At 71.0% G+C, this 17,913-nt stretch carries 15 protein-coding genes and 1 tRNA gene; 10 read left to right on the top strand and 6 right to left on the bottom strand.

Annotated features, from left to right (window positions below; all coding sequences use genetic code 11):
* Positions 1–7: 7 nt before the first annotated feature.
* Positions 8–811 (bottom strand): helix-turn-helix transcriptional regulator, encoded by an 804-nt coding sequence (locus ACWAUO_RS00375; protein WP_460772135.1) that lies wholly within the window; start codon positions 809–811, stop codon positions 8–10.
* 185 nt (positions 812–996) lie between these two features.
* Here ACWAUO_RS00375 and ACWAUO_RS00370 point away from each other — a divergent pair, with 185 nt between their 5' ends.
* Positions 997–1,347 carry a DUF485 domain-containing protein gene (locus tag ACWAUO_RS00370; protein ID WP_460772134.1) on the top strand — a complete coding sequence of 117 codons (351 nt, stop codon included), beginning with the start codon at positions 997–999 and terminating at the stop codon, positions 1,345–1,347.
* Complete coding sequence (locus tag ACWAUO_RS00365) at positions 1,344–2,960, top strand: solute symporter family protein (protein WP_460772132.1); 1,617 nt, start codon at positions 1,344–1,346, stop codon at positions 2,958–2,960. Before ACWAUO_RS00370 ends, ACWAUO_RS00365 begins: the two co-directional genes overlap by 4 nt.
* A 56-nt stretch (positions 2,961–3,016) precedes the next feature.
* On the opposite strand, the gene ACWAUO_RS00360 is transcribed toward ACWAUO_RS00365, so the two are convergent.
* On the bottom strand, positions 3,017–3,532 hold the full coding sequence (locus ACWAUO_RS00360; RefSeq protein WP_460772131.1) for a methylated-DNA--[protein]-cysteine S-methyltransferase: 516 nt from the start codon (positions 3,530–3,532) through the stop codon (positions 3,017–3,019).
* A 167-nt stretch (positions 3,533–3,699) separates the two neighbouring features.
* Here ACWAUO_RS00360 and ACWAUO_RS00355 point away from each other — a divergent pair, with 167 nt between their 5' ends.
* The gene (locus tag ACWAUO_RS00355; RefSeq protein WP_460772129.1) at positions 3,700–7,419 is read left to right on the top strand and encodes an AAA family ATPase; all 3,720 of its coding nucleotides are present in this window, start codon (positions 3,700–3,702) and stop codon (positions 7,417–7,419) included.
* A complete protein-coding gene (locus tag ACWAUO_RS00350; protein ID WP_460772128.1) occupies positions 7,412–7,594 on the top strand; it encodes a hypothetical protein in 183 nt (60 codons plus the stop codon). The genes ACWAUO_RS00355 and ACWAUO_RS00350 overlap by 8 nt, the downstream gene beginning before the upstream one ends.
* Before the next feature lie 90 nt (positions 7,595–7,684).
* Here ACWAUO_RS00350 and mscL read toward each other — a convergent pair whose 3' ends face one another.
* The 3 genes from mscL to ACWAUO_RS00335 are packed head-to-tail and all read right to left on the bottom strand — an operon-like array spanning position 7,685 to position 9,000.
* Positions 7,685–8,107 carry a large conductance mechanosensitive channel protein MscL gene (gene mscL, locus ACWAUO_RS00345; RefSeq protein ID WP_460772126.1) on the bottom strand — a complete coding sequence of 141 codons (423 nt, stop codon included), beginning with the start codon at positions 8,105–8,107 and terminating at the stop codon, positions 7,685–7,687.
* Between the two features lie 29 nt (positions 8,108–8,136).
* The gene (locus tag ACWAUO_RS00340) at positions 8,137–8,388 is read right to left on the bottom strand and encodes an FmdB family zinc ribbon protein (RefSeq protein WP_460772125.1); all 252 of its coding nucleotides are present in this window, start codon (positions 8,386–8,388) and stop codon (positions 8,137–8,139) included.
* A 15-nt stretch (positions 8,389–8,403) separates the two neighbouring features.
* Entirely contained in the window at positions 8,404–9,000 is a 597-nt protein-coding gene (locus ACWAUO_RS00335) for a 5-formyltetrahydrofolate cyclo-ligase (RefSeq protein ID WP_460772123.1), read from the bottom strand.
* A gap of 39 nt (positions 9,001–9,039) precedes the next feature.
* On the opposite strand from ACWAUO_RS00335, the gene galU reads away from it, so the two are divergent.
* From galU to ACWAUO_RS00305, 6 genes are all read left to right on the top strand, one after another.
* A complete protein-coding gene (galU, locus tag ACWAUO_RS00330) occupies positions 9,040–9,924 on the top strand; it encodes a UTP--glucose-1-phosphate uridylyltransferase GalU (RefSeq protein WP_460772122.1) in 885 nt (294 codons plus the stop codon).
* Between the two features lie 8 nt (positions 9,925–9,932).
* Positions 9,933–10,571, top strand: a complete 639-nt coding sequence (locus tag ACWAUO_RS00325) for a GNAT family N-acetyltransferase (protein WP_460772120.1) — start codon at positions 9,933–9,935, stop codon at positions 10,569–10,571.
* A gap of 82 nt (positions 10,572–10,653) precedes the next feature.
* Positions 10,654–11,586 (top strand): large exoprotein, encoded by a 933-nt coding sequence (locus ACWAUO_RS00320; protein WP_460772118.1) that lies wholly within the window; start codon positions 10,654–10,656, stop codon positions 11,584–11,586.
* 42 nt (positions 11,587–11,628) lie between these two features.
* Positions 11,629–11,701, top strand: a tRNA-Ala gene (locus ACWAUO_RS00315).
* Between the two features lie 366 nt (positions 11,702–12,067).
* The gene (locus tag ACWAUO_RS00310) at positions 12,068–14,239 is read left to right on the top strand and encodes a YhgE/Pip domain-containing protein (protein ID WP_460772116.1); all 2,172 of its coding nucleotides are present in this window, start codon (positions 12,068–12,070) and stop codon (positions 14,237–14,239) included.
* A complete protein-coding gene (locus ACWAUO_RS00305; protein WP_460772114.1) occupies positions 14,236–16,410 on the top strand; it encodes a YhgE/Pip domain-containing protein in 2,175 nt (724 codons plus the stop codon). The genes ACWAUO_RS00310 and ACWAUO_RS00305 overlap by 4 nt, the downstream gene beginning before the upstream one ends.
* Before the next feature lie 88 nt (positions 16,411–16,498).
* On the opposite strand, the gene ACWAUO_RS00300 is transcribed toward ACWAUO_RS00305, so the two are convergent.
* Positions 16,499–17,893: an FAD-binding oxidoreductase gene (locus ACWAUO_RS00300; protein ID WP_460772113.1), complete on the bottom strand. Its 1,395-nt coding sequence runs from the start codon at positions 17,891–17,893 to the stop codon at positions 16,499–16,501.
* Positions 17,894–17,913 lie beyond the last annotated feature (20 nt).

Here is a 17,913-nt window from a genome sequence, read left to right as displayed (position 1 = left end):
CCGTGCGTCAGGGCAGGAGGCCGGCGCGACGCGCGTTCGCGACCGCGGCGTGACGCGTCGAGGCGCCGAGCTTCGACATCGCAGTCGCGAGGTACGACTTCACCGTGGTCTCCCGGAGCGCGAGGCTCTCGGAGATCTCCGCGTTCGTCGCCCCCAGCGCAGCGCACGAGAGCACGTCGAGCTCCCGGGGAGAGAGCCGCACGTCCAGCCGATCGCCGTCGTCCGCAGGGGAGCCGATGGCGGCGAGCCGCTGCTCGACGGCGCCGATCCGGGAGCGCAGGGCCGGGTCGGTGATGGATGCGGCGATCGCTCGCAGCTGCGCGAAGCTCTCGCGCAGCTCCTCCCTGGCGGACGGGTCGAGCATGGGCGCTGCGACCTGCGGGCGGGCGACCGCGAGACGGCGCTCGACCTCGTCGCGGATGCGGAACTCGGTGGCCAGGTCCTCCGCAATCTTCAGCGCGGGCTTGGCCACCTCCGCATCGACCGCAGACTGCGACCAGGAGCCGCAGTAGAGCATGCCGCGGGTGCGGCCGGCGGTGACGACCGGGACGGCGAACAGCGTCACGATGCCCTCGCCGAGGATCGCGCGGTCGTAGTCGTGCGTGATGCCGCGGGCGGTGCGGTAGTCCAGCGCGAGCTGCGGGCGGTTCTCGACGAACGCGCGACCGCCGAGGCCGCGCTGGGGGCGCACGACGAGTCCCTCGATGCTGCGGCTGCGGGCGCCGACGATCGCGGAGACGTGGATCGCACCCTCATCCGCGATCCCGCCGAAGGCGACCGGGAACCGCGAACGGCGCGCAAGGTCTTGCACCGCTCGCGAGAGCAATGTCAGGTCGCTCGGAGATGTGGAGTGCACCACGATCCGCCTACCTACTTCCGGGGGTGACGGCGTCCTCGCCGCCTTCGTAGCGTCGAGGATAACACCGCCGCATCCAGCGGCACGCGTTATCCCCCCGACGGCGCGAGGACGCGCCAGGCATGAGGCGAGGAGGCCACATGACCAATGTGCAACGGGATCCTGCATCCAGCGGGATCGATTACATCGCGGTGGAGGACACCGCAGCGTTCCGGAGACTGAAGCGGTCGCGGCGCGGGTTCGTCTTCCCGCTCGCCGCCGCGTTCCTGATCTGGTACTTCGTCTACGTGCTGCTCTCGTCGTTCGCGGCGGACTTCATGTCCCAGCGCGTCTGGGGTGACATCACGGTCGGGCTGCTGTTCGGGCTCGGCCAGTTCGTGACGACGTTCGCCATCACGATGGCGTACGTCTCGTTCGCGAACCGGCGGCTCGATCCGCAGGCCGAGGCGATCCGGGAAGAGCTCGAGCGACGCGAACGAGGTGCCGCATGAACGAGGTCTTCGGTGCCATCCATGCCGCCGTCCAGACGGTCGAGAACAACCCCGTCCTGAACATCTCGATCTTCGGGGCGTTCGTCGCGGTGACGCTGTTCATCGTCATCCGCGCCAGCCGCAACAACAAGACGGCCGCCGACTACTACGCGGCCGGGCGGTCGTTCACCGGTCCGCAGAACGGGTTCGCCATCGCCGGCGACTACCTGTCGGCGGCGTCGTTCCTCGGGATCTGCGGCGCGATCGCGATCAACGGGTACGACGGGTTCCTCTACTCCATCGGATTCCTCGTCGCCTGGCTCGTCGCGCTGCTGCTCGTGGCCGAGCTCATGCGCAACACCGGCCGGTTCACGATGGCCGACGTGCTGTCGTTCCGGCTGCAGCAGCGTCCGGTGCGGATGGCGGCGGCCATCACGACGCTCGCGGTCTGCTTCTTCTACTTGCTCGCGCAGATGGCGGGTGCCGGCGGACTCGTCTCGCTGCTGCTCGGCATCGGCGACCAGATCGGGCAGTCCATCGTCGTCGCCGTCGTCGGCGTCCTCATGATCGTCTACGTGCTCGTCGGCGGCATGAAGGGCACGACGTGGGTGCAGATCGTGAAGGCGTTCCTGCTCATCGGCGGCGCCGTCGTCATGACGATCTGGGTGCTCGCGATCAACGGGTTCAACCTGAACACGCTGCTCGAGGGCGCGGTCGCGGCCTCGCCGCAGGGCGAAGCGGTGCTCGGACCGGGGCTGCAGTACGGCGCGAACCCGTGGGACTTCATCTCCCTCGCACTCGCACTCGTGCTGGGCACCGCGGGTCTGCCGCACGTGCTGATGCGCTTCTACACCGTCCCCACGGCCAAGGAGGCGCGTCGCTCGGTGGTGTGGGCCATCTGGCTCATCGGCATCTTCTACCTGCTCACCCTCGTGCTCGGCTACGGCGCGGGTGCCCTGGTCGGTCCCGAGACGATCGCCGCCGCACCAGGAGGTGTGAACTCCGCGGCACCGCTGCTCGCGCTGTACCTGGGCGGCCCGGTGCTGCTCGGGTTCATCTCGGCGGTGGCGTTCGCGACCATCCTCGCGGTGGTCGCCGGCCTCACCATCACGGCTGCGGCGTCCTTCGCCCACGACATCTACGCGAACGTCGTGAAGAAGGGTGACGTGCCGCCGGACGGCGAGGTGAAGGTCGCCCGCCGGACGGTCATCGTGATCGGCATCCTCGCGATCATCGGCGGGATCGGGGTGCAGGGGCAGAACGTCGCGTTCCTCGTGGCGCTCGCCTTCGCGGTCGCCGCCTCGGCGAACCTGCCGACGATCCTGTACTCGCTGTTCTGGCGGAAGTTCAGCACCCGCGGCGCGGTGTGGAGCATGTACGGGGGACTCGCCGCGGCGATCATCCTCATCGTGCTCTCGCCCGTGTTCTGGGGCACCGAGACGAGCGTCTTCAAGAACGTGGGCGTCGCGATCTGGCCGCTGAACAACCCCGGGATCATCTCGATCCCGCTCGGGTTCTTCCTCGGCTGGCTGGGCACGGTCACGAGCAGCCGCAAGGAGGATCCGCGCAAGGCCGCGGAGATGGAGGTCCGCTCGCTCACCGGGTTCGGCGCCGAGAAGGCGACGGAGCACTGATCGAACATCGGGCCGCCCCGGCACTCCTGCGGGGCGGCCCGATCGTCGCCGGCGGCCTACACGCCGGCGACGGCCTGTGCCTCGAGGTCGAGCAGGAACCGCTTGACCTCGGGATGCCCGCCGTACTCGCCGATCGACCCGTCCGCCCGCACCACGCGATGCACCGGGACCACGATCGAGAACGGCGTCGTCGCGCAGGCGGTGCCCACCGCGCGAGCGGCGCGGGGGTGACCGGCCAGCAGCGCGACCTCGCCGTATCCGGCGGTCTCGCCGTAGGGGATCCCCACTGTCGCCTGCAGCGCCTCGCGCGGGAAGCCCCGGGTCAGCCGCCAATCGAGCGGCACCTCGAACGCCCTGCGCGCGCCCTCGAAGTACTCGTCGAGCTCGGTCGTCACCTGCTCGAACCCCGCGTCGTCGGGTTCGGATGCGGCGCCGAGCCGCCGTGCCCAACGCTCCAGCGCCGCACCCAGCGGATCGTGCAGCAGCTCGAGGCCGATGAGGCCCTCGTCGGAGCGGAGCAGGAGCGCGTCGCCGACGGGCGTGGGGTGGACGGTGAAGCGGGAGCGGATCATGCCCCCCATCCTGGCGGGCGGGGTCCAGGACGGTCCTCGGCGGCCTCGCACTGTGTACGAAGCCGCCTTCGCCGGGGCCTGGGGAGGAACGGCCGATCACGCGCGTGTCCGCCGATCATGCGAAACTCGGCCCGCGCTGCCCGGAATGCACAGCTTCCGCACCTACAGTGACTGGTGTGTGGCGTGGAGACGGAACGGCGGTGGCCGGTGCAGACGAGTCGGAGACGGCTGTGCGTCCCGGCGATCTGAACGTCGCCGAGCCGGGCGTCGACGTCGGACACATCGCCGACGCCGAGCGCGCCCGCATCCGCGCGCAGGCGGCGCTCCTCGGCGGGCGCTCGACGCTCCTCTCCTACGACGACACGCCGGAGCGTGGGATCGACATCAACAAGGCGCACCCGGGCAGCCTCCCGCAGTTCCTCACCGGGCGCTCCACCCTGCTGTCGAACCTGTACCGCGACGAGGTCGCACTGCGCACGGCGCGCATCGCGGCCGAGCGGATCACCGCGAAGAACGTCGAGCTCCGCACCGCCCGCGGCCTGGAATCCGTGCACCTGGCCGTCGGCATGGCGTCGTGGAAGATCGGTGGCGTCCCGTTCACCGCACCGGTGCTGCTGCGACCGCTCGGCATCCGCCGGCACCACACCGACTTCGAGCTGAAGCTCCACGGCGGGTTCCGGGTGAACCCCGAGCTGCTGCGTGCGCTGTCCACTCACTTCGGCATCGACCTCGACAGCGCCGCACTCGCGGGCCTGGCCTACGACGGCAACGTCTTCAAGCCGCAGCCCGTGATCGACCACCTCCGGGCGCTCACCACGCACATCCCCACCTTCACGGTGGTGCCTCGCCTCGTCGTGTCGAACTTCGTCGACGTCGGTTCGGGGATGACCCGTGACACCGCCGATCTCGACCGGCCGTTCCTGAACGCCCTCGCCGGCCACCCGGCCGACCGCGAGCGGGTCTCGACCCGCCCCGCGCTCCCGACCGTCACGAGCCCCGACGACCGCACCCCGGCGGCCGACACGCTGCTGCTCGACGCCGACGCGGAGCAGGAGGCCGTGCTGGCCCGCATCGCGGCCGGGCACTCCCTCGCCGTGCACACGCTGCCCGGCACGGGCGGCACGCAGACCGTCATCAACGCGATGGGCGCGCTCGTCGCGGCAGGCAAGCGCGTGCTCGTCGTCAGCGCCCGCCGTTCCACGCTCGACGGCATCCGGCACCGTCTCGCCGGCATCGGCCTCGAGGCCCTCGCCGTGACGCCCCGCCACCTGCGCCGCGATCTCATCCGCGCGATCGGACGCAACGAGAAGGCGACGGCGCCCAAGGTCGCCGACATCGACGACGCGCTCGTGCGGCTGCGCACCGTCCTCCGGGATTACCGTGGCGCGTTGACCGTGCAGCATCCGACGCTCGGCGCCTCCGCACTCGACGTGGTCCGCAAGCTCACCGAACTCGCCGCGGCGTCGCCAGCGCCCTCCACCACGGCCCGCTTCGACATCGCGACGCTCGAGGTGCTGCGCGACCGCCGTCCCGCTGCGGCGCGCAGGCTCGCCGACGCGGCGCGCCTGGGCGAGTTCCGCTTCGGCCCCGACGACTCGCCCTGGTACGGCGTGGCGTTCGACTCGACGGATGCGGCCCGCTCGGCGCACGCACTGGCCGGACGCCTCAACGCGCAGGACGTCCCGGGCCTGCTCGAGCGGGGGTACGAGCTCATCGCGCAGACCCGCATGCGGCCGTTCCGCACGATCGACGAGCTGGGGGAGTACCTGCGCCTGCTGCAGGGCATCCGGGAGACGTTGGACCGGTTCAGCCCGAGCGTCTTCGAGCGCCCGCTGGTCGAACTCATCCAGGCGCATGCGCCGAAGAAGGACGCCGGCACCATGTCGAGCGCCAACCGGCGTCGCCTGAAGCGGCTCTCGCGGGAGTACGTGCGCCCCGGCGTGCACGTACCCGACATGTACGAGTCGCTCGTGCGCATCCACCAGCAGCGCGCCGACTGGCAGCGGCTCGTCGAGGTCGGGATCATCCCCGAGGTGCCGGTCGGGCTGGCTGACGTGCTGGTCGCCTGGCAGCGGGTGCACGCGCAACTCGCCGAACTCGACACGATCCTCCACCGCAGCGAGGCAGGGCGGCTCTCGGCGATGCCGATCCAGGCGCTCGTGCGGACGCTGGCCGCGCTCGCCGCGGAGTCCTCCTACTTCGAGAACCTCGTCGAGCGCACCGAGCTGCGCGGCGAACTGGCCGGCCTCGGACTCGAGTCGTTGCTGACGGACCTCTCCGTCCGGCACGTGCCGGAGTCGCAGGTGGGGGCCGAGCTCGAGTTCGCCTGGTGGCAGTCGGCGCTCGAGCACCTGCTGCGCACGGACCGCGCGCTCCTCGGCGCGAACACGGCCGTCCTCGACCGGCTCGAACGCGACTTCCGCCTCGTCGACGAGGCGCACGCCGCCGCATCCGGGCCCCTGCTCGCCCACGAGCTCGCCACCCGCTGGCGCATCGGCATCGTCGACCACGCCGACGAGTCCGACGCGCTGAAGCAGGCCATGCGTGCCGGGGTCGACGACCCCGAGCAGCTGCTGCGCGCCGCGCCCACGCTCATGGGCGTGCTGGCACCGGTGTGGATCGCGTCGCCGTACGAGGTGCCCGACATCCCCGACTGGCCCGAGTTCGACGTCGTCATCATCGCCGACGCCGGGTCGCTGTGCGTCGCCGAGGCCGCGCCCGCGCTCCGCCGGGCCCGGCAGATCGTGCTGTTCGGCGATCCGGTCACGCAGAAGCCGACGCCGTTCGCCGTCGCCGCAGGAGCCGCACCCGAACAGGACGAGTTCGACGAGCCGTTCGACGAGACGAGCGTCTTCGAACGCGCACGCGACCTCATCGACGTCGCCACGCTGACCCGGAGCTACCGTGCGGGCGGCGAGGACCTCGCCGAGCTCGTGAACGACGCGTTCTACGGCGGCGAGATCGCCTCGCTGCCGTGGGCCGGTTCGTACCTCGGACGCGGCAGCCTCAGTGTGGACTACGTCGAGGGCGGCACGGGCAATCCCGACCCGGTCAGCGGTGCGGTGGAGAGCCCGGATGCGGAACTGCAGCGCGTCGTGACGCTCGTCATCGAGCACGCGGTCAACCGCGGAACCGAGTCGCTCATGGTCGTCACCGCGAGCCGCCGCCACGCGGAGCGTGTGCGCGCCGCCGTGGGCGCCGCCTTCGCCGGACGCTCCGACGTCGCCGGGTTCATCTCGCGCGACACCGCCGAGCCGTTCGCCGTGCTCACCCTCGAGGAGTCGGTGGCGGAGAGCCGCGACCGGGTGATCTTCTCGCTCGGCTTCGGGCTCACCAAGCACGGCCGGGTGCTCTCGGACTTCGGCGACCTGTCCACTCCCGACGGCGAGCGGCTGCTGACCGTCGGGATGACCCGCGCGCGTCGCTCGATGGTGATCGTGTCGTCGATCCGGCCCACGGCGTTCGAGGACGGCCGGCTCGAGCACGGCGCGGCGACGCTCATGGGCATCCTCGGCGGCGTGGCCGCCCGCGCCCGCGACTCGCACCTGGAAGACCTCTCCGACCCGCTGACGCGCGCCCTCGCCCGCGAGCTGCGCCGGCTCGGGGTCGAGGTGGAACTCGACTACCGCGGCCTGCTGCCGCTGGTGGCTCGCCACGAGGGCAAGGCGATCGTGGTGGAGAGCGACCCAGAGACGCGCCACGAGTCGCTCCGGGAGTCGCTGCGGCTGCGGCCCCAGATCCTCCGACGCCTCGGGTGGCACTACCTCCGGGTGCACTCGTTCGATCTGTACAGCGACCCGGCGGCCGTGGCCGCACGCGTGGCCGGGATGCTCGGTGCCGCCGGCGGTTCGACCGTCGAGGTGACCACGCAGCCGCTCGATGTCTGAGCGCCAGCACGTCGAGAAGGTCCCGGGTTCGCGCCGCGCCCGACTGACCCCCGTCCCCGGCACCGACACGGCGCCGGAGCTTCCGGTCGACGCCGACGAGCCCGCATCCGCCCCGTCGGGCGAGCGCGGCCCGAACGACGACCGGATGCGGCGCGAGAAGCCCCCGCACTACTGACCGGGGCGATTCGGCGCTCCGGAACGTCCGGCGCCCGGGAACGCGACAGCGCCCGGCGGTCGGGGACCGGCCGGGCGCTGCGGGTGCGCGTCAGATGCGCGGGGTCTGCTGCTGCTTCTCGAGCAGGTCGCGGATCTGGATGAGCAGCTCCTGCTCGGTGGGGAGCTTCTCCTCCTCGGGCTCCTGGACGCCGGCCTTCGCCGCCTGGCGGGCCTTCCAGGTGTTCATCGGCATGACGAACACGAAGTAGACGACCACCGCGACCGCGAGGAAGCTCACGACGGCGCTGATGAGCGTGCCGATCGGGAAGGTCACGGAGCCGCCGTACAGGTCGGGCACCTGGATGCCGGGGATGCCGGCGGCATCCGCCTTCCAGAAGATCGCGATCAGCGGCGTGATGATGCTGTCGACCACGGCGGTGACGATCGCGGTGAAGGCGGAGCCGATGACGACCGCGACGGCAAGGTCGATGACGTTGCCGCGCATGATGAAGTCTTTGAAGCCCTTGAGCATGAGCGTGATCCTGTTCGCTTGGGGGGTGGTCAGGAGGCGGCCGACGCGGTCGCGCTCTTCGATGATGACGCCGACTCGGACGAGGCGCCACCACCGGCGGAGCCGCCGCGCGAGTCGGTGCGGTAGAAACCGGACCCGTTGAAGGTCACGCCGATCGAGCCGTACTCCTTGCGCAACGTGCCCTTGCACTCGGGGCACTCGGTGAGTGCGGGCTCGGAGAAGGACTGCACCGTCTCGAAGCGGTGCGCGCACTGCTTGCAGGCATAGGCGTAGGTGGGCATGGTGCTCCCGGTGGGTCAGCGCTTCGCCGAAGCGAGCGGGATCGTCTGGGTGGGTGTCACGACGCCGGAGACCGGCTGATCGTGCGGTTCGGATGGGATGTCGTCGAGCAGCTCGGAGTCGTAGATGACGGCGTACACGGGCGGGCAGTTCTCCATCGAACCCAGGGTCTTGTCGAAGTACCCGCGACCCCAGCCGAGCCGCATCCCGGCCCGGTCGACCGCGGCCGCCGGGATGAGCATGAGGTCCACGTCGTTCACGGCGATCGGGCCGAGCAGCTCGCCGACGGGTTCGGGCAGGCCGAACAGCCCCTCCTCGAAGTCGCCGTCGGGCGTCGCGACCGCCCAGTCGAGCAGGCCGTCCACCCGGGTCACCGGAAGGAGGACCCGGATGCCGCGGGCAACGGCCCCGCGGATGAACTCGCGCGTGTCGGGTTCGGCCGAGGTGGACACGTAGCAGGACACCGAGCGGGCGCCGAGTTCGTCCACCAGGGCGTCGAGCTGCGCCGTCAGCCCCCGGGTCGCCGCCTCCCGCGCAGGGCCGGCGAGCATCGCGCGGCGTTCGCGCAGGTCGGCGCGCAGGGCGCGCTTCGCATTATCTACGAGGTCGGCCATGTGGACGATTGTAGTTTCCGTGCCGGATAGGATCGGCGCATGTCGCACAAGCCCTTCAAGGCCGTCATCCCTGCTGCAGGTCTCGGAACCCGGTTCCTCCCCGCCACGAAGGCGATGCCGAAGGAGATGTTGCCCGTCGTCGACAAGCCGGCGATCCAGTACGTCGTCGAGGAAGCCGCGAAGGCCGGCATCCAGGACGTGCTGATCATCCTCGGCCGCAACAAGAACAACATCGCGAACCACTTCGACGCCATGCCCGAGCTCGAGCAGAAGCTGCGGGAGAAGGGCGACGACGACAAGCTCTCCAAAGTCGAGCGCGCCTCCGAGCTCGCCGACGTGCACATGGTGCGTCAGGGCGAGCCCAAGGGGCTCGGGCACGCCGTGCTCCGCGCCGAGGCGCATGTCGGCGACCACCCGTTCGCGGTGCTCCTCGGCGACGACCTCATCGACGAGCGCGACCCGCTGCTGCCGGCGATGCTCGCCGAGTACGACAAGCGCGGCGCGGCCGTCATCGCCCTCATGGAGGTCGACCCGGAGCAGATCCACCTGTACGGGGTGGCCGAGGTCGAGCAGACCGACACCGACGGCGTCGTGAAGGTGACCGGCCTGGTCGAGAAGCCCCGGCGCGAGGACGCCCCCTCGAACCTCGCCATCATCGGCCGGTACGTGCTCGGGCCCGACGTGTTCCCGGTGCTGGAGCGGACCGAACCCGGCAAGGGCGGTGAGATCCAGCTCACCGACGCGCTGCAGGAGCTCGCAGCCGACCCGGAGAAGGGCGTCTACGGCGTCGTGTTCCGCGGCCGCCGCTACGACACCGGCGACAAGCTCGACTACATCAAGGCGATCGTGCAGCTCGCCAGTGATCGCGACGACCTCGGTCCGGATCTGCGGCCCTGGCTGAAGGACTTCGCCGCCGGCCTCTGAGGAATCGCATGGACCTCAGCGTTCCGCGAGAGCACGGGCCGGTCGGCATCCGACTGGTCCGCAACCGCGACGCGCGTGCGCTGCAGGACCACCTCATGGCCAACCGCGCGTGGCTTGAGCGGTGGGAGGCGACGAGCCCCGACGGTCCGGTCTCGCTCGACATGCGACTCGGCATCCGCCGCCTGCTCCAGCAGTACCGTGACGGCGGCGGCGTGCCGTTCGTCATGGAATACCAGGGCACCGTCGTCGGGCAGCTGAACGTGTGGGGGATCGCCCGCGGGTCGCTTTCGTCGGCGACGATCGGCTACTGGATCGCCCAGGAGTACGCCGGCCGCGACATCACCCCGACGGCCGTCGCCCTCGCGACCGACCTGTGCTTCACCGACCTCCGGCTGCACCGGGTGGAGATCTGCATCCGCCCGGAGAACCACGCGAGCCTCCGCGTGGTGCAGAAGCTCGGGTTCCAGTACGAGGGGCTCCGGCGCCGGTACATCCACATCGACGGCGACTGGCGCGACCATCACGCGTTCGCGCTCGTGCGCGAGGACGTGCCGCACGGCGTGCTCGCCCGATGGGTGACCGGGCAGGTGCCGCGGCACGCCGCGGACGTGCCCGAGCCGGGCGGCGCGGCGGCCGGACCGTCCTGATACGCCCGCTCGACCCACATCCGCGCGCGACACGCGGGCGCCGGTTGGGTCGAACCCGCTCCGGTCGCCTACCGTGGTCCCCATGGGTGGGCAGATCTGGGGTGGCGGGCTGATCGTACTGGTCGCCGTCGCGCTGTGGATGCTGTACCTGCTCCCGTCCTGGCACAGCCGCCACCAGTTCAACGCCGCCGAGCGCAACGCCGTGCGGCTGAACCAGGCGCTGCGGGTGCTCGCCGAGACGAGCGAGACGCCCGAGGAGGTGCGGCTCGAGCTCAACGCCCGCACCGCCCTCGCCCAGCAGCGCCTCGCCAAGCAGACGCTCGCCGAGCGCGAGCAGGCCGAGCTCGCCCAGGCGCGCGCGGAACTCGCGGCCGTCCGGGCGAAGGCTGCGGCAGACCGTGAGGCCGCCGAGCGGGCCGCCGCGGCCGCCCGCGCGGAACCGGCCGCACGGCGTGCCCGTGCCCGCCGCCGGGTGCGGCTCGCAGCGACCCTGGTGCTGCTCACCGGGCTCGTCACCGCCGGGTTCGGAACCTGGATGCTGCTGGCGACCGGCTCGCAGCCACTGGTCTGGGCCGGTGGGGCCTTCGCGCTCCTCGGCCTCGTCGTGCTGCACCGGATGTCGCGGGTCGCCGCCCGTGCGGGTGCCGTGCCCGTGCAGCGCACGGTCCGCGTCGCCGAGGTGCAGGACGTCGAGCTCCCGGTCACGCCCGCCCGGCCCACGTGGGAACCCCGTCGCCTTCCGCGTCCCCTCACGGCGTCCGCCGGCTCCCGGGCCGCTGCGGTCCTCGACGGCGCCGCCGCACGGCAGGCGCTCCGGGACGCGGCGCTGGAGGAGGCCAAGCGCGAGCGCGCGGCCCGCACGGCCCCGCCGTCCATCGCGGTCGCCCGTGCCGAGCGCGAGCAGGAGCAGCGGCCCGCCGCGGCATCCCCGTTCGCCGCCATGGGCTACGTCGACGACGCCGAGATCGAGGCGCACGTGCGCGACCTGCTGACCCGTCGCCGGGCGGCCGGGTGACAGCAGCACCCCTCGCGGCATGCTAAGTTAGATGTCGTTCAAGGGCCTGTGGCGCAGTTGGTAGCGCGCTTCGTTCGCAATGAAGAGGTCAGGGGTTCGAATCCCCTCAGGTCCACCGAAATCATCAAGCCCCCGCTCGTCGGGGGCTTGATTCGTTTGTGCGTGAACCCCGGTCGAGTTGCCTCGGATGTACGCCGCAGGGGGCGTTCCGCGTACAGCTGAGGCGACTCGATTACCGGTGGCGGTCGGGGTGGGTGACGGGGAAATTCATCCCCGCCTCACCCGCCCCTCACCCGGGCCGCGATCCCAGTCGTGGAGCGGGATCGGCGGGGTCGCCGCGCAGCGGTCGCCGACCCCGGACTTCCCCGGGGCGGAGGCGCCGCTATCGTGGGCCGCAGCGGGCCCGGCCGTGCCGTTCGCCGCTCCTCGGGACTCGTGACCGGGTGCAACAGAACAGCTCTTCGCGAGAGGCAACTGGGGTATGCGAAACGTCTGGCGCGTCTTCACCCGCGATCTGAAACGACTCGGTCGTGTCCCGCTCGCGTGGGTGATCATCGGCGGTGCGCTCATCACGCCGTCCCTCTACGCCTGGTTCAACATCGCGGCGTTCTGGAACCCGTTCGACAACACGAAGAACCTCTCGATCGCGGTCGTCAACGAGGACGAAGGCGGATCCACCCCGCTCACCGGCGACGTGAACGTGGGTGACCAGCTCGTCGCGCAGCTGAAGGACAACGACGATCTCGGATGGGAGTTCCTGTCCGAGGACGCGGCGCTGGATGCGGTCAAGAGTGGCCAGGCATACGCGGCGTTCGTGGTGCCCGCCGACTTCACGAGGAACCTGCTCAGCATCACGACCGGCGACTTCACGCAGCCGAAGCTGAAGTACTACGTCAACGAGAAGCTGAACGGGGTCGCACCGGAGATCACCGACACCGGTGCCACCACCGTCCAGACGCAGATGACCGACGCCTTCACGCAGCAGGTGGCGGATGCGGTCGCCACCGCGATCAAGTCCGGCGCCGGCACCGCCGAGGAGGACCTGGTCGAGGCGGAGGCCCGGATCATCGGTGACCTGGAACGGGCCGCGACGGTCATCGCCGAGACACGCGCGCACCTCGCAGAGCTGCAGCAGGGCATCGCGCAGACGCGCGAGGGCATCTCGGGTGACATCGCGGCCGTCGGGGACGTCGAGGCCGCACTGAGCGGCGTGCAGGGCACCCTCGGCGAGGCGAGAGGGCTCGCGCAACGCGCGCAGGACGAGCTCGTGCGGCTGGCGGACGCCGCCACCACGGGGCACGTCATCGGTTCCGCGGAGGTCGCCGAGGGCGCCGCCGCGGCCATCGCGGCGATCGCCCGGGTCACTGCCGCGACCGAGGCGCTGTCGGCCGCGGTGGACGGCCAGGTCACGATCCTCGGGCAGGCGGCGGAGCTGCTGCAGGGCCTCGACCGCCAGCTCGCGCTGACCTCGGACGCGCTCGGCAGCCTGGACGGCGACCTGGCGGCGCTCGAGGGCGACATGGACGTCGCGATCAACGACCTGCGCACCATCGGCAGCGCGGCGGCGTGGCAGGAGCTGGAGACGCTCATCACGCTCGACCCGACGCAGATCGCCGAGTTCATGGCGACGCCGGTCGAGGTGGACCAGCACACGATCTTCCCGACCGACTCGTACGGCTCCCTCATGGGGTCGCTGTTCATCAACCTGTCCCTCTGGATCGGCGCGTTCGTGCTCGTCGTGATCCTCAAGATCGAGGTCGACCGGGAGGAGATCCCCGATCTCACCGACCGGCAGGCGTACCTGGGCCGCTGGCTCCTCTTCGCCTGCATCGCGGTGGCGCAGGCGGTGACGCTCAGCATCGGCAACCTCGTCATCGGGGTGCAGCACGTGAACGCGTTCGTGTTCATCCTCACGCCGATCCTCATCGGCCTCAGTTACCTCAGCATCATCTACGCGCTCTCGGTGACGTTCGGCTACATCGGCAAGGGCCTCGCGGTGATCCTCGTGATCATGCAGATCCCCGGAGCGTCGGGCATCTACCCGATCCAGCTCATGCCGGAGTTCTTCCAGTCGCTGTACCCGTTCTTCCCGTTCACCTACGGCATCGACATGATGCGCGAGGTCGTCAGCGGCTTCGACGGATTCGCCTACTGGCGCTACTTCGGGACGCTGCTGCTGTTCGTCGCCGGCGCGTTCTTCCTCGGGCTGGTGCTCCGCCGGGCGGTCTCCAACCTCACCCGGCTGTTCACGCAGCAGGTCGGGGCGACCGACCTGTTCACCTCGGAGGAGGGCGCGCCCTCCGGTCCCGGCTACCGGCTCAGCCACCTGCTGCGCGCCCTCGCGGACCGGGCGCGCTACAACGAGCGGCTCTCGAGGCGGGCGCTGCCGTTCGCGCGCTCCTACCGGAAGGTCCGCGCAGCCGTCGTCACGATCGGGCTCGCCGGCATCCTCTTCCTCGCGGCGCTCGCGATGATCTTCCCCGACGAGAAGACCACGTTCGTCGGCTGGTGGATCCTCTGGCTCGTCATCGTCTTCGCCGCGCTCATCACGCTCGAGTACATCCGGTACAGCCTCCGGCTCTCCAGCGAGGTGGGGAAGATGCCCGAGGCGGAGCTACGCCGTGAGATCGAAGAACTGGAGGCGCACCGGTGAGGGGCATCTGGGAGCTGTACCGCGCCGACCTGCGGCGTGCCACCAGCAACGTGATGTCGATGATCGTGCTCTGCGGCCTCATCGTCATCCCGTCGGCGTTCACCTGGTTCAACGTCATCGGCAGCTGGGAACCGTTCGACAACACCAAGAACCTCAAGGTCGCGGTCGCGAGCGTCGACGAGGGCTACACGAGCCCCATGATCCCGATCCACGTGAACATCGGCAGCATGGTCGAATCGACCCTCCGGGCGAACGACAAGCTCGACTGGGTGATCACCGACAAGGACGACGCGATCGCCGGCACCACCTCCGGCGAGTACTACGCGGCCATGGTGCTGCCGAAGGACTTCAGCCAGCGGATGCTGACGTTCTACATGGACGGCTCGAAACGCACCAAGGTCGACTTCTACATGAACGACAAGTCGAACCCGCTCGCCCCGCTCATCACCAGCGAGGGCGCCGACGACCTGTCGGCGAAGATCAACGCCACCTTCACCGAGGAGCTCAGCAACGTCGCGCTCAGCCTCGTCTCCTCGCTCGCGGACTCGCTGAGCGACCCGGAGGCGCAGGCCACGTTCACCCGTCTCGAGGACCACATCGGCGAGCTCGCGGTGCAGCTGCGCGCGGCATCGGGGACCGCCGGGATGTTCACCTCGCTGCTGGAGGGGACGGTGCCGCTCGTCGACTCCGCGCAGGGCCTCCTCGGCTCCGTCGAGCAGGAGTTCGACGCCGCGGCCGGTCAGGTGCGTGAGGGGATCTCCGCCGCGGAGGCCGCCGAGGGCGCGATCGCGCGCGCGACCGAGTCGCTCTCGGCCGGGTTCCGTGCGAGCACCGAGCAGCTGGCGAGGTTCCAGACGGAGGTCGACCGGATCTTCTCGCGCATCGGCGACGACGCGAACGAGAGCGTCGTGGTGCTCGAGCGGATGAGCGGCGACCTGGGCGAGCTCATCGCGAAGCACCAGGCGCTGCGCGACCGGCTCGTGAACGACGTGAAGCCCCACGTGCCCGACGACCGGCTGCCGGTCTTCGACGCCGTGCTCGACGACCTCGACCGCGCGATCGCCAACGAGCAGTCGGTGCAGTCGGTGCTCGACCGCACCGCCGCGGACATCGCGAACGGCAACGAGCGGGCGCAGCAGTCGCGCGGGCAGATCGAGAGCCGCATCGACGCCGCGATGTCGTCGTTGTCGAACGCCGACAGCATCTACGCGAACGACCTGAAGCCCGTGCTCGACGAGCTCGGCGTCGTGCTCGGCGGCGTCGCAGGGACCCTCGACGGCATCGGCGCGGAGGTCGGCAGGCTCTCCGGTGCGGCGGCCGGCGCCGGTTCCCTGCTCGACGGCGCCGCCGCGCAGAACCGGGAACTGGCCGACTCGCTGGCCACCGCCGCGGACGAGGTCGAACGGGTGCACGGGATGCTGTCGGAGGCGATCTCGTCCGGCGACCTCACCCAGATCGGGCGGATCATCGGGTCGAACCCGGATGTGCTCGCCAAGGCCCTCGCACAGCCGATCGGCGTGGACCGGATCGCGGTCTACCCGGTGGTGAGCTTCGGGGCGGGCATGGCCCCGCTCTACACGATCCTGTCGCTCTGGGTCGGGGCGCTCCTCATGGCCGTGACCCTGCGCGTCGATCCGCCCAAGCGTGCGTCCGAGGGCGGGCCGGAGCTCGCATTGCACCAGCAGTTCCTCGGCCGGTACCTCATCTTCGCGACGCTCGGCCTCGCCCAGAGCACGCTCGTGTTCCTCGGGAACATCCTGCTCGTCGGCCTCGACCCCGTGCATCCGTTCCTGTTCATGCTGCTCGGCTGGTGCACCTCGCTCGTGTTCACCTTCATCATCTACACGCTCGTGGTCTCGTTCAGCGACGCGGGCAAGGCGCTCGCGGTGTTCGTGCTCGTGATCCAGGTGGCGGGCGCGGGCGGCGCGTATCCGCTGTCGCTGCTGCCGGAGTGGTTCCAGAACGTGAGCCCGTTCCTGCCCGCGACGCACGCGATCGACGCCTTCCGTGCGGCCCTGGCCGGCATCTACCACGCCGACTACTGGATCTCGCTGGGGTGGCTGCTCGCGTTCCTCGTGCCGATGGCGCTCCTGGGGCTCGCGCTCCGGAAGCCGCTCGTCGGGTTCAACGAGAAGATGGAGGCCATGCTGCACTCCACGAAGCTCATGTGAGCTGCATCCACTGATCGAGTCGCCGCAGATGTACGCGTGAGCGGGTGGTTCGCGTACATCTGAGGCAACTCGACCGGTGGGGGCGGGGTTACGTGCGGCGGCGCACGGGGTGGTTGGCGTGCATGACGCCGTTCGGGTCCACGGCGGCGGCGACCGTGCGGAGCCGCTCCAGTGCCGGGCCGAACACGCGCTCGGGGGCGGCCGGCCGCTCGGAGAAGTTGAGGTAGTCCACCGGGGCACGCCAGGGCGCGACCGCGTCGAGCAGGTCGTCGAGCGCCGCCGTCGTCACGGCCGCGGCCTCGCGGTCCGGCGCCATCCCGCCCGCGAACAGCAGGTACGCGCCCTCGATCCCCGACACGGCGCCGCCTTCGACGCACCCGGGTGCGAGCGCCCCGCCGAGGCACCGCAGCTCGGCGGACATCAGCGCCTCGCCGCGGACGGCCGCCGCCACGAAGGCGTCGACACCGGTCGGGTCGAGCGGGCCGAGCACCGCGCCGTCCCCGATCCCCGGCACCGGCCCGGGCGGGTCCATGTGCAACAGGCTCAGCGCCGGCATCGGCGTCGCCGCGAACGTGTCGATCTCGGGCTCGAGCCGCCGCAGTTCCGCGAGCAGCGCATCGGCGACCGGCGCCGCATCCTGGATCACCGCCTCGACCACGACGAACGCGCGGCCGCGCATGGGCTCGGGCACATCGGGCAGCGGCGGGAAGCGCAGCACCCGCGCCGCCGTCATGACGGATGCGGGCAGTCCCTCGGTCCACTCGCGCCAGGCGTGCATGACGTCGGCAGCATGCTCGAGCGGCCAGAACAGCGCGCCGGCGTGGACGGACGTGATCGGGTACAGGCGGAACTCGATCGCAGTGACGACGCCGAACGACCCGCCGCCGCCGCGCAGCGCCCAGAACAGGTCGGGATCGTGGGCGCCGTCGACGCGGCGCAGCTCGCCGTCCGGGGTGACGAGCTCGATCGCCGTCACGCTGTTGGCGGCCAGCCCGTGCGAACGCGCGAGCCAGCTCACCCCGCCGCCGAGCGTGTACCCGACGACGCCGACGTCGGCGGACGAACCGGCGAGGGCGGCGAGACCGTGGCCGGCGGCCGGCCGGGTCACCTCGACCCAGCAGACGCCCGCCTCCACGCGGGCCGACTTCGTCGCCGGATCGATGCGGACGCCCCGCATCAGGTCGGTGCGCACGAGCATCGTGCGGGACAGATCGCCCAGCGGCGCGGCGTTGTGGCCGGTGCCCTGCGCCGCGACACGGAGACCGTGCGCGACGGCGAAGCGCATCGCGTGCTGCACGTCGGCCGCATCCGCCGGACGCACGACGATCGCCGGGCGCTGGTCGACCGCGAGCGCCCAGGCGGCGCGCGCGGCATCCCAGTCGGGATCCATCGGGATGCGGACCTCGCCGCGGACCGCTGCACGCAGCTCGGCCAGCGGCGTGCCGCCGAACGGGGCACGGACGGGGGTGATGACGGTGGTCATGGGGTTCTCCTTCGGTGGGA

Source organism: Microbacterium sp. GXF7504 (assembly GCF_054798235.1).
Note: the sequence above shows the minus strand (reverse complement) of the source record. Positions and strands in the feature narration are given on the sequence as shown.

Bases quoted from the DNA above. Each gene is read 5' to 3' on its own strand.
- ACWAUO_RS00370 (WP_460772134.1), top strand. From the start codon at position 997: ATGACCAATGTGCAACGGGATCCTGCATCCAGCGGGATCGATTACATC.
- ACWAUO_RS00365 (WP_460772132.1), top strand. From the start codon at position 1,344: ATGAACGAGGTCTTCGGTGCCATCCATGCCGCCGTCCAGACGGTCGAG.
- ACWAUO_RS00360 (WP_460772131.1), bottom strand. From the start codon at position 3,532: ATGATCCGCTCCCGCTTCACCGTCCACCCCACGCCCGTCGGCGACGCG.
- ACWAUO_RS00350 (WP_460772128.1), top strand. From the start codon at position 7,412: ATGTCTGAGCGCCAGCACGTCGAGAAGGTCCCGGGTTCGCGCCGCGCC.
- mscL (WP_460772126.1), bottom strand. From the start codon at position 8,107: ATGCTCAAGGGCTTCAAAGACTTCATCATGCGCGGCAACGTCATCGAC.
- ACWAUO_RS00340 (WP_460772125.1), bottom strand. From the start codon at position 8,388: ATGCCCACCTACGCCTATGCCTGCAAGCAGTGCGCGCACCGCTTCGAG.
- ACWAUO_RS00335 (WP_460772123.1), bottom strand. From the start codon at position 9,000: ATGGCCGACCTCGTAGATAATGCGAAGCGCGCCCTGCGCGCCGACCTG.
- galU (WP_460772122.1), top strand. From the start codon at position 9,040: ATGTCGCACAAGCCCTTCAAGGCCGTCATCCCTGCTGCAGGTCTCGGA.
- ACWAUO_RS00325 (WP_460772120.1), top strand. From the start codon at position 9,933: ATGGACCTCAGCGTTCCGCGAGAGCACGGGCCGGTCGGCATCCGACTG.
- ACWAUO_RS00320 (WP_460772118.1), top strand. From the start codon at position 10,654: ATGGGTGGGCAGATCTGGGGTGGCGGGCTGATCGTACTGGTCGCCGTC.
- ACWAUO_RS00310 (WP_460772116.1), top strand. From the start codon at position 12,068: ATGCGAAACGTCTGGCGCGTCTTCACCCGCGATCTGAAACGACTCGGT.
- ACWAUO_RS00300 (WP_460772113.1), bottom strand. From the start codon at position 17,893: ATGACCACCGTCATCACCCCCGTCCGTGCCCCGTTCGGCGGCACGCCG.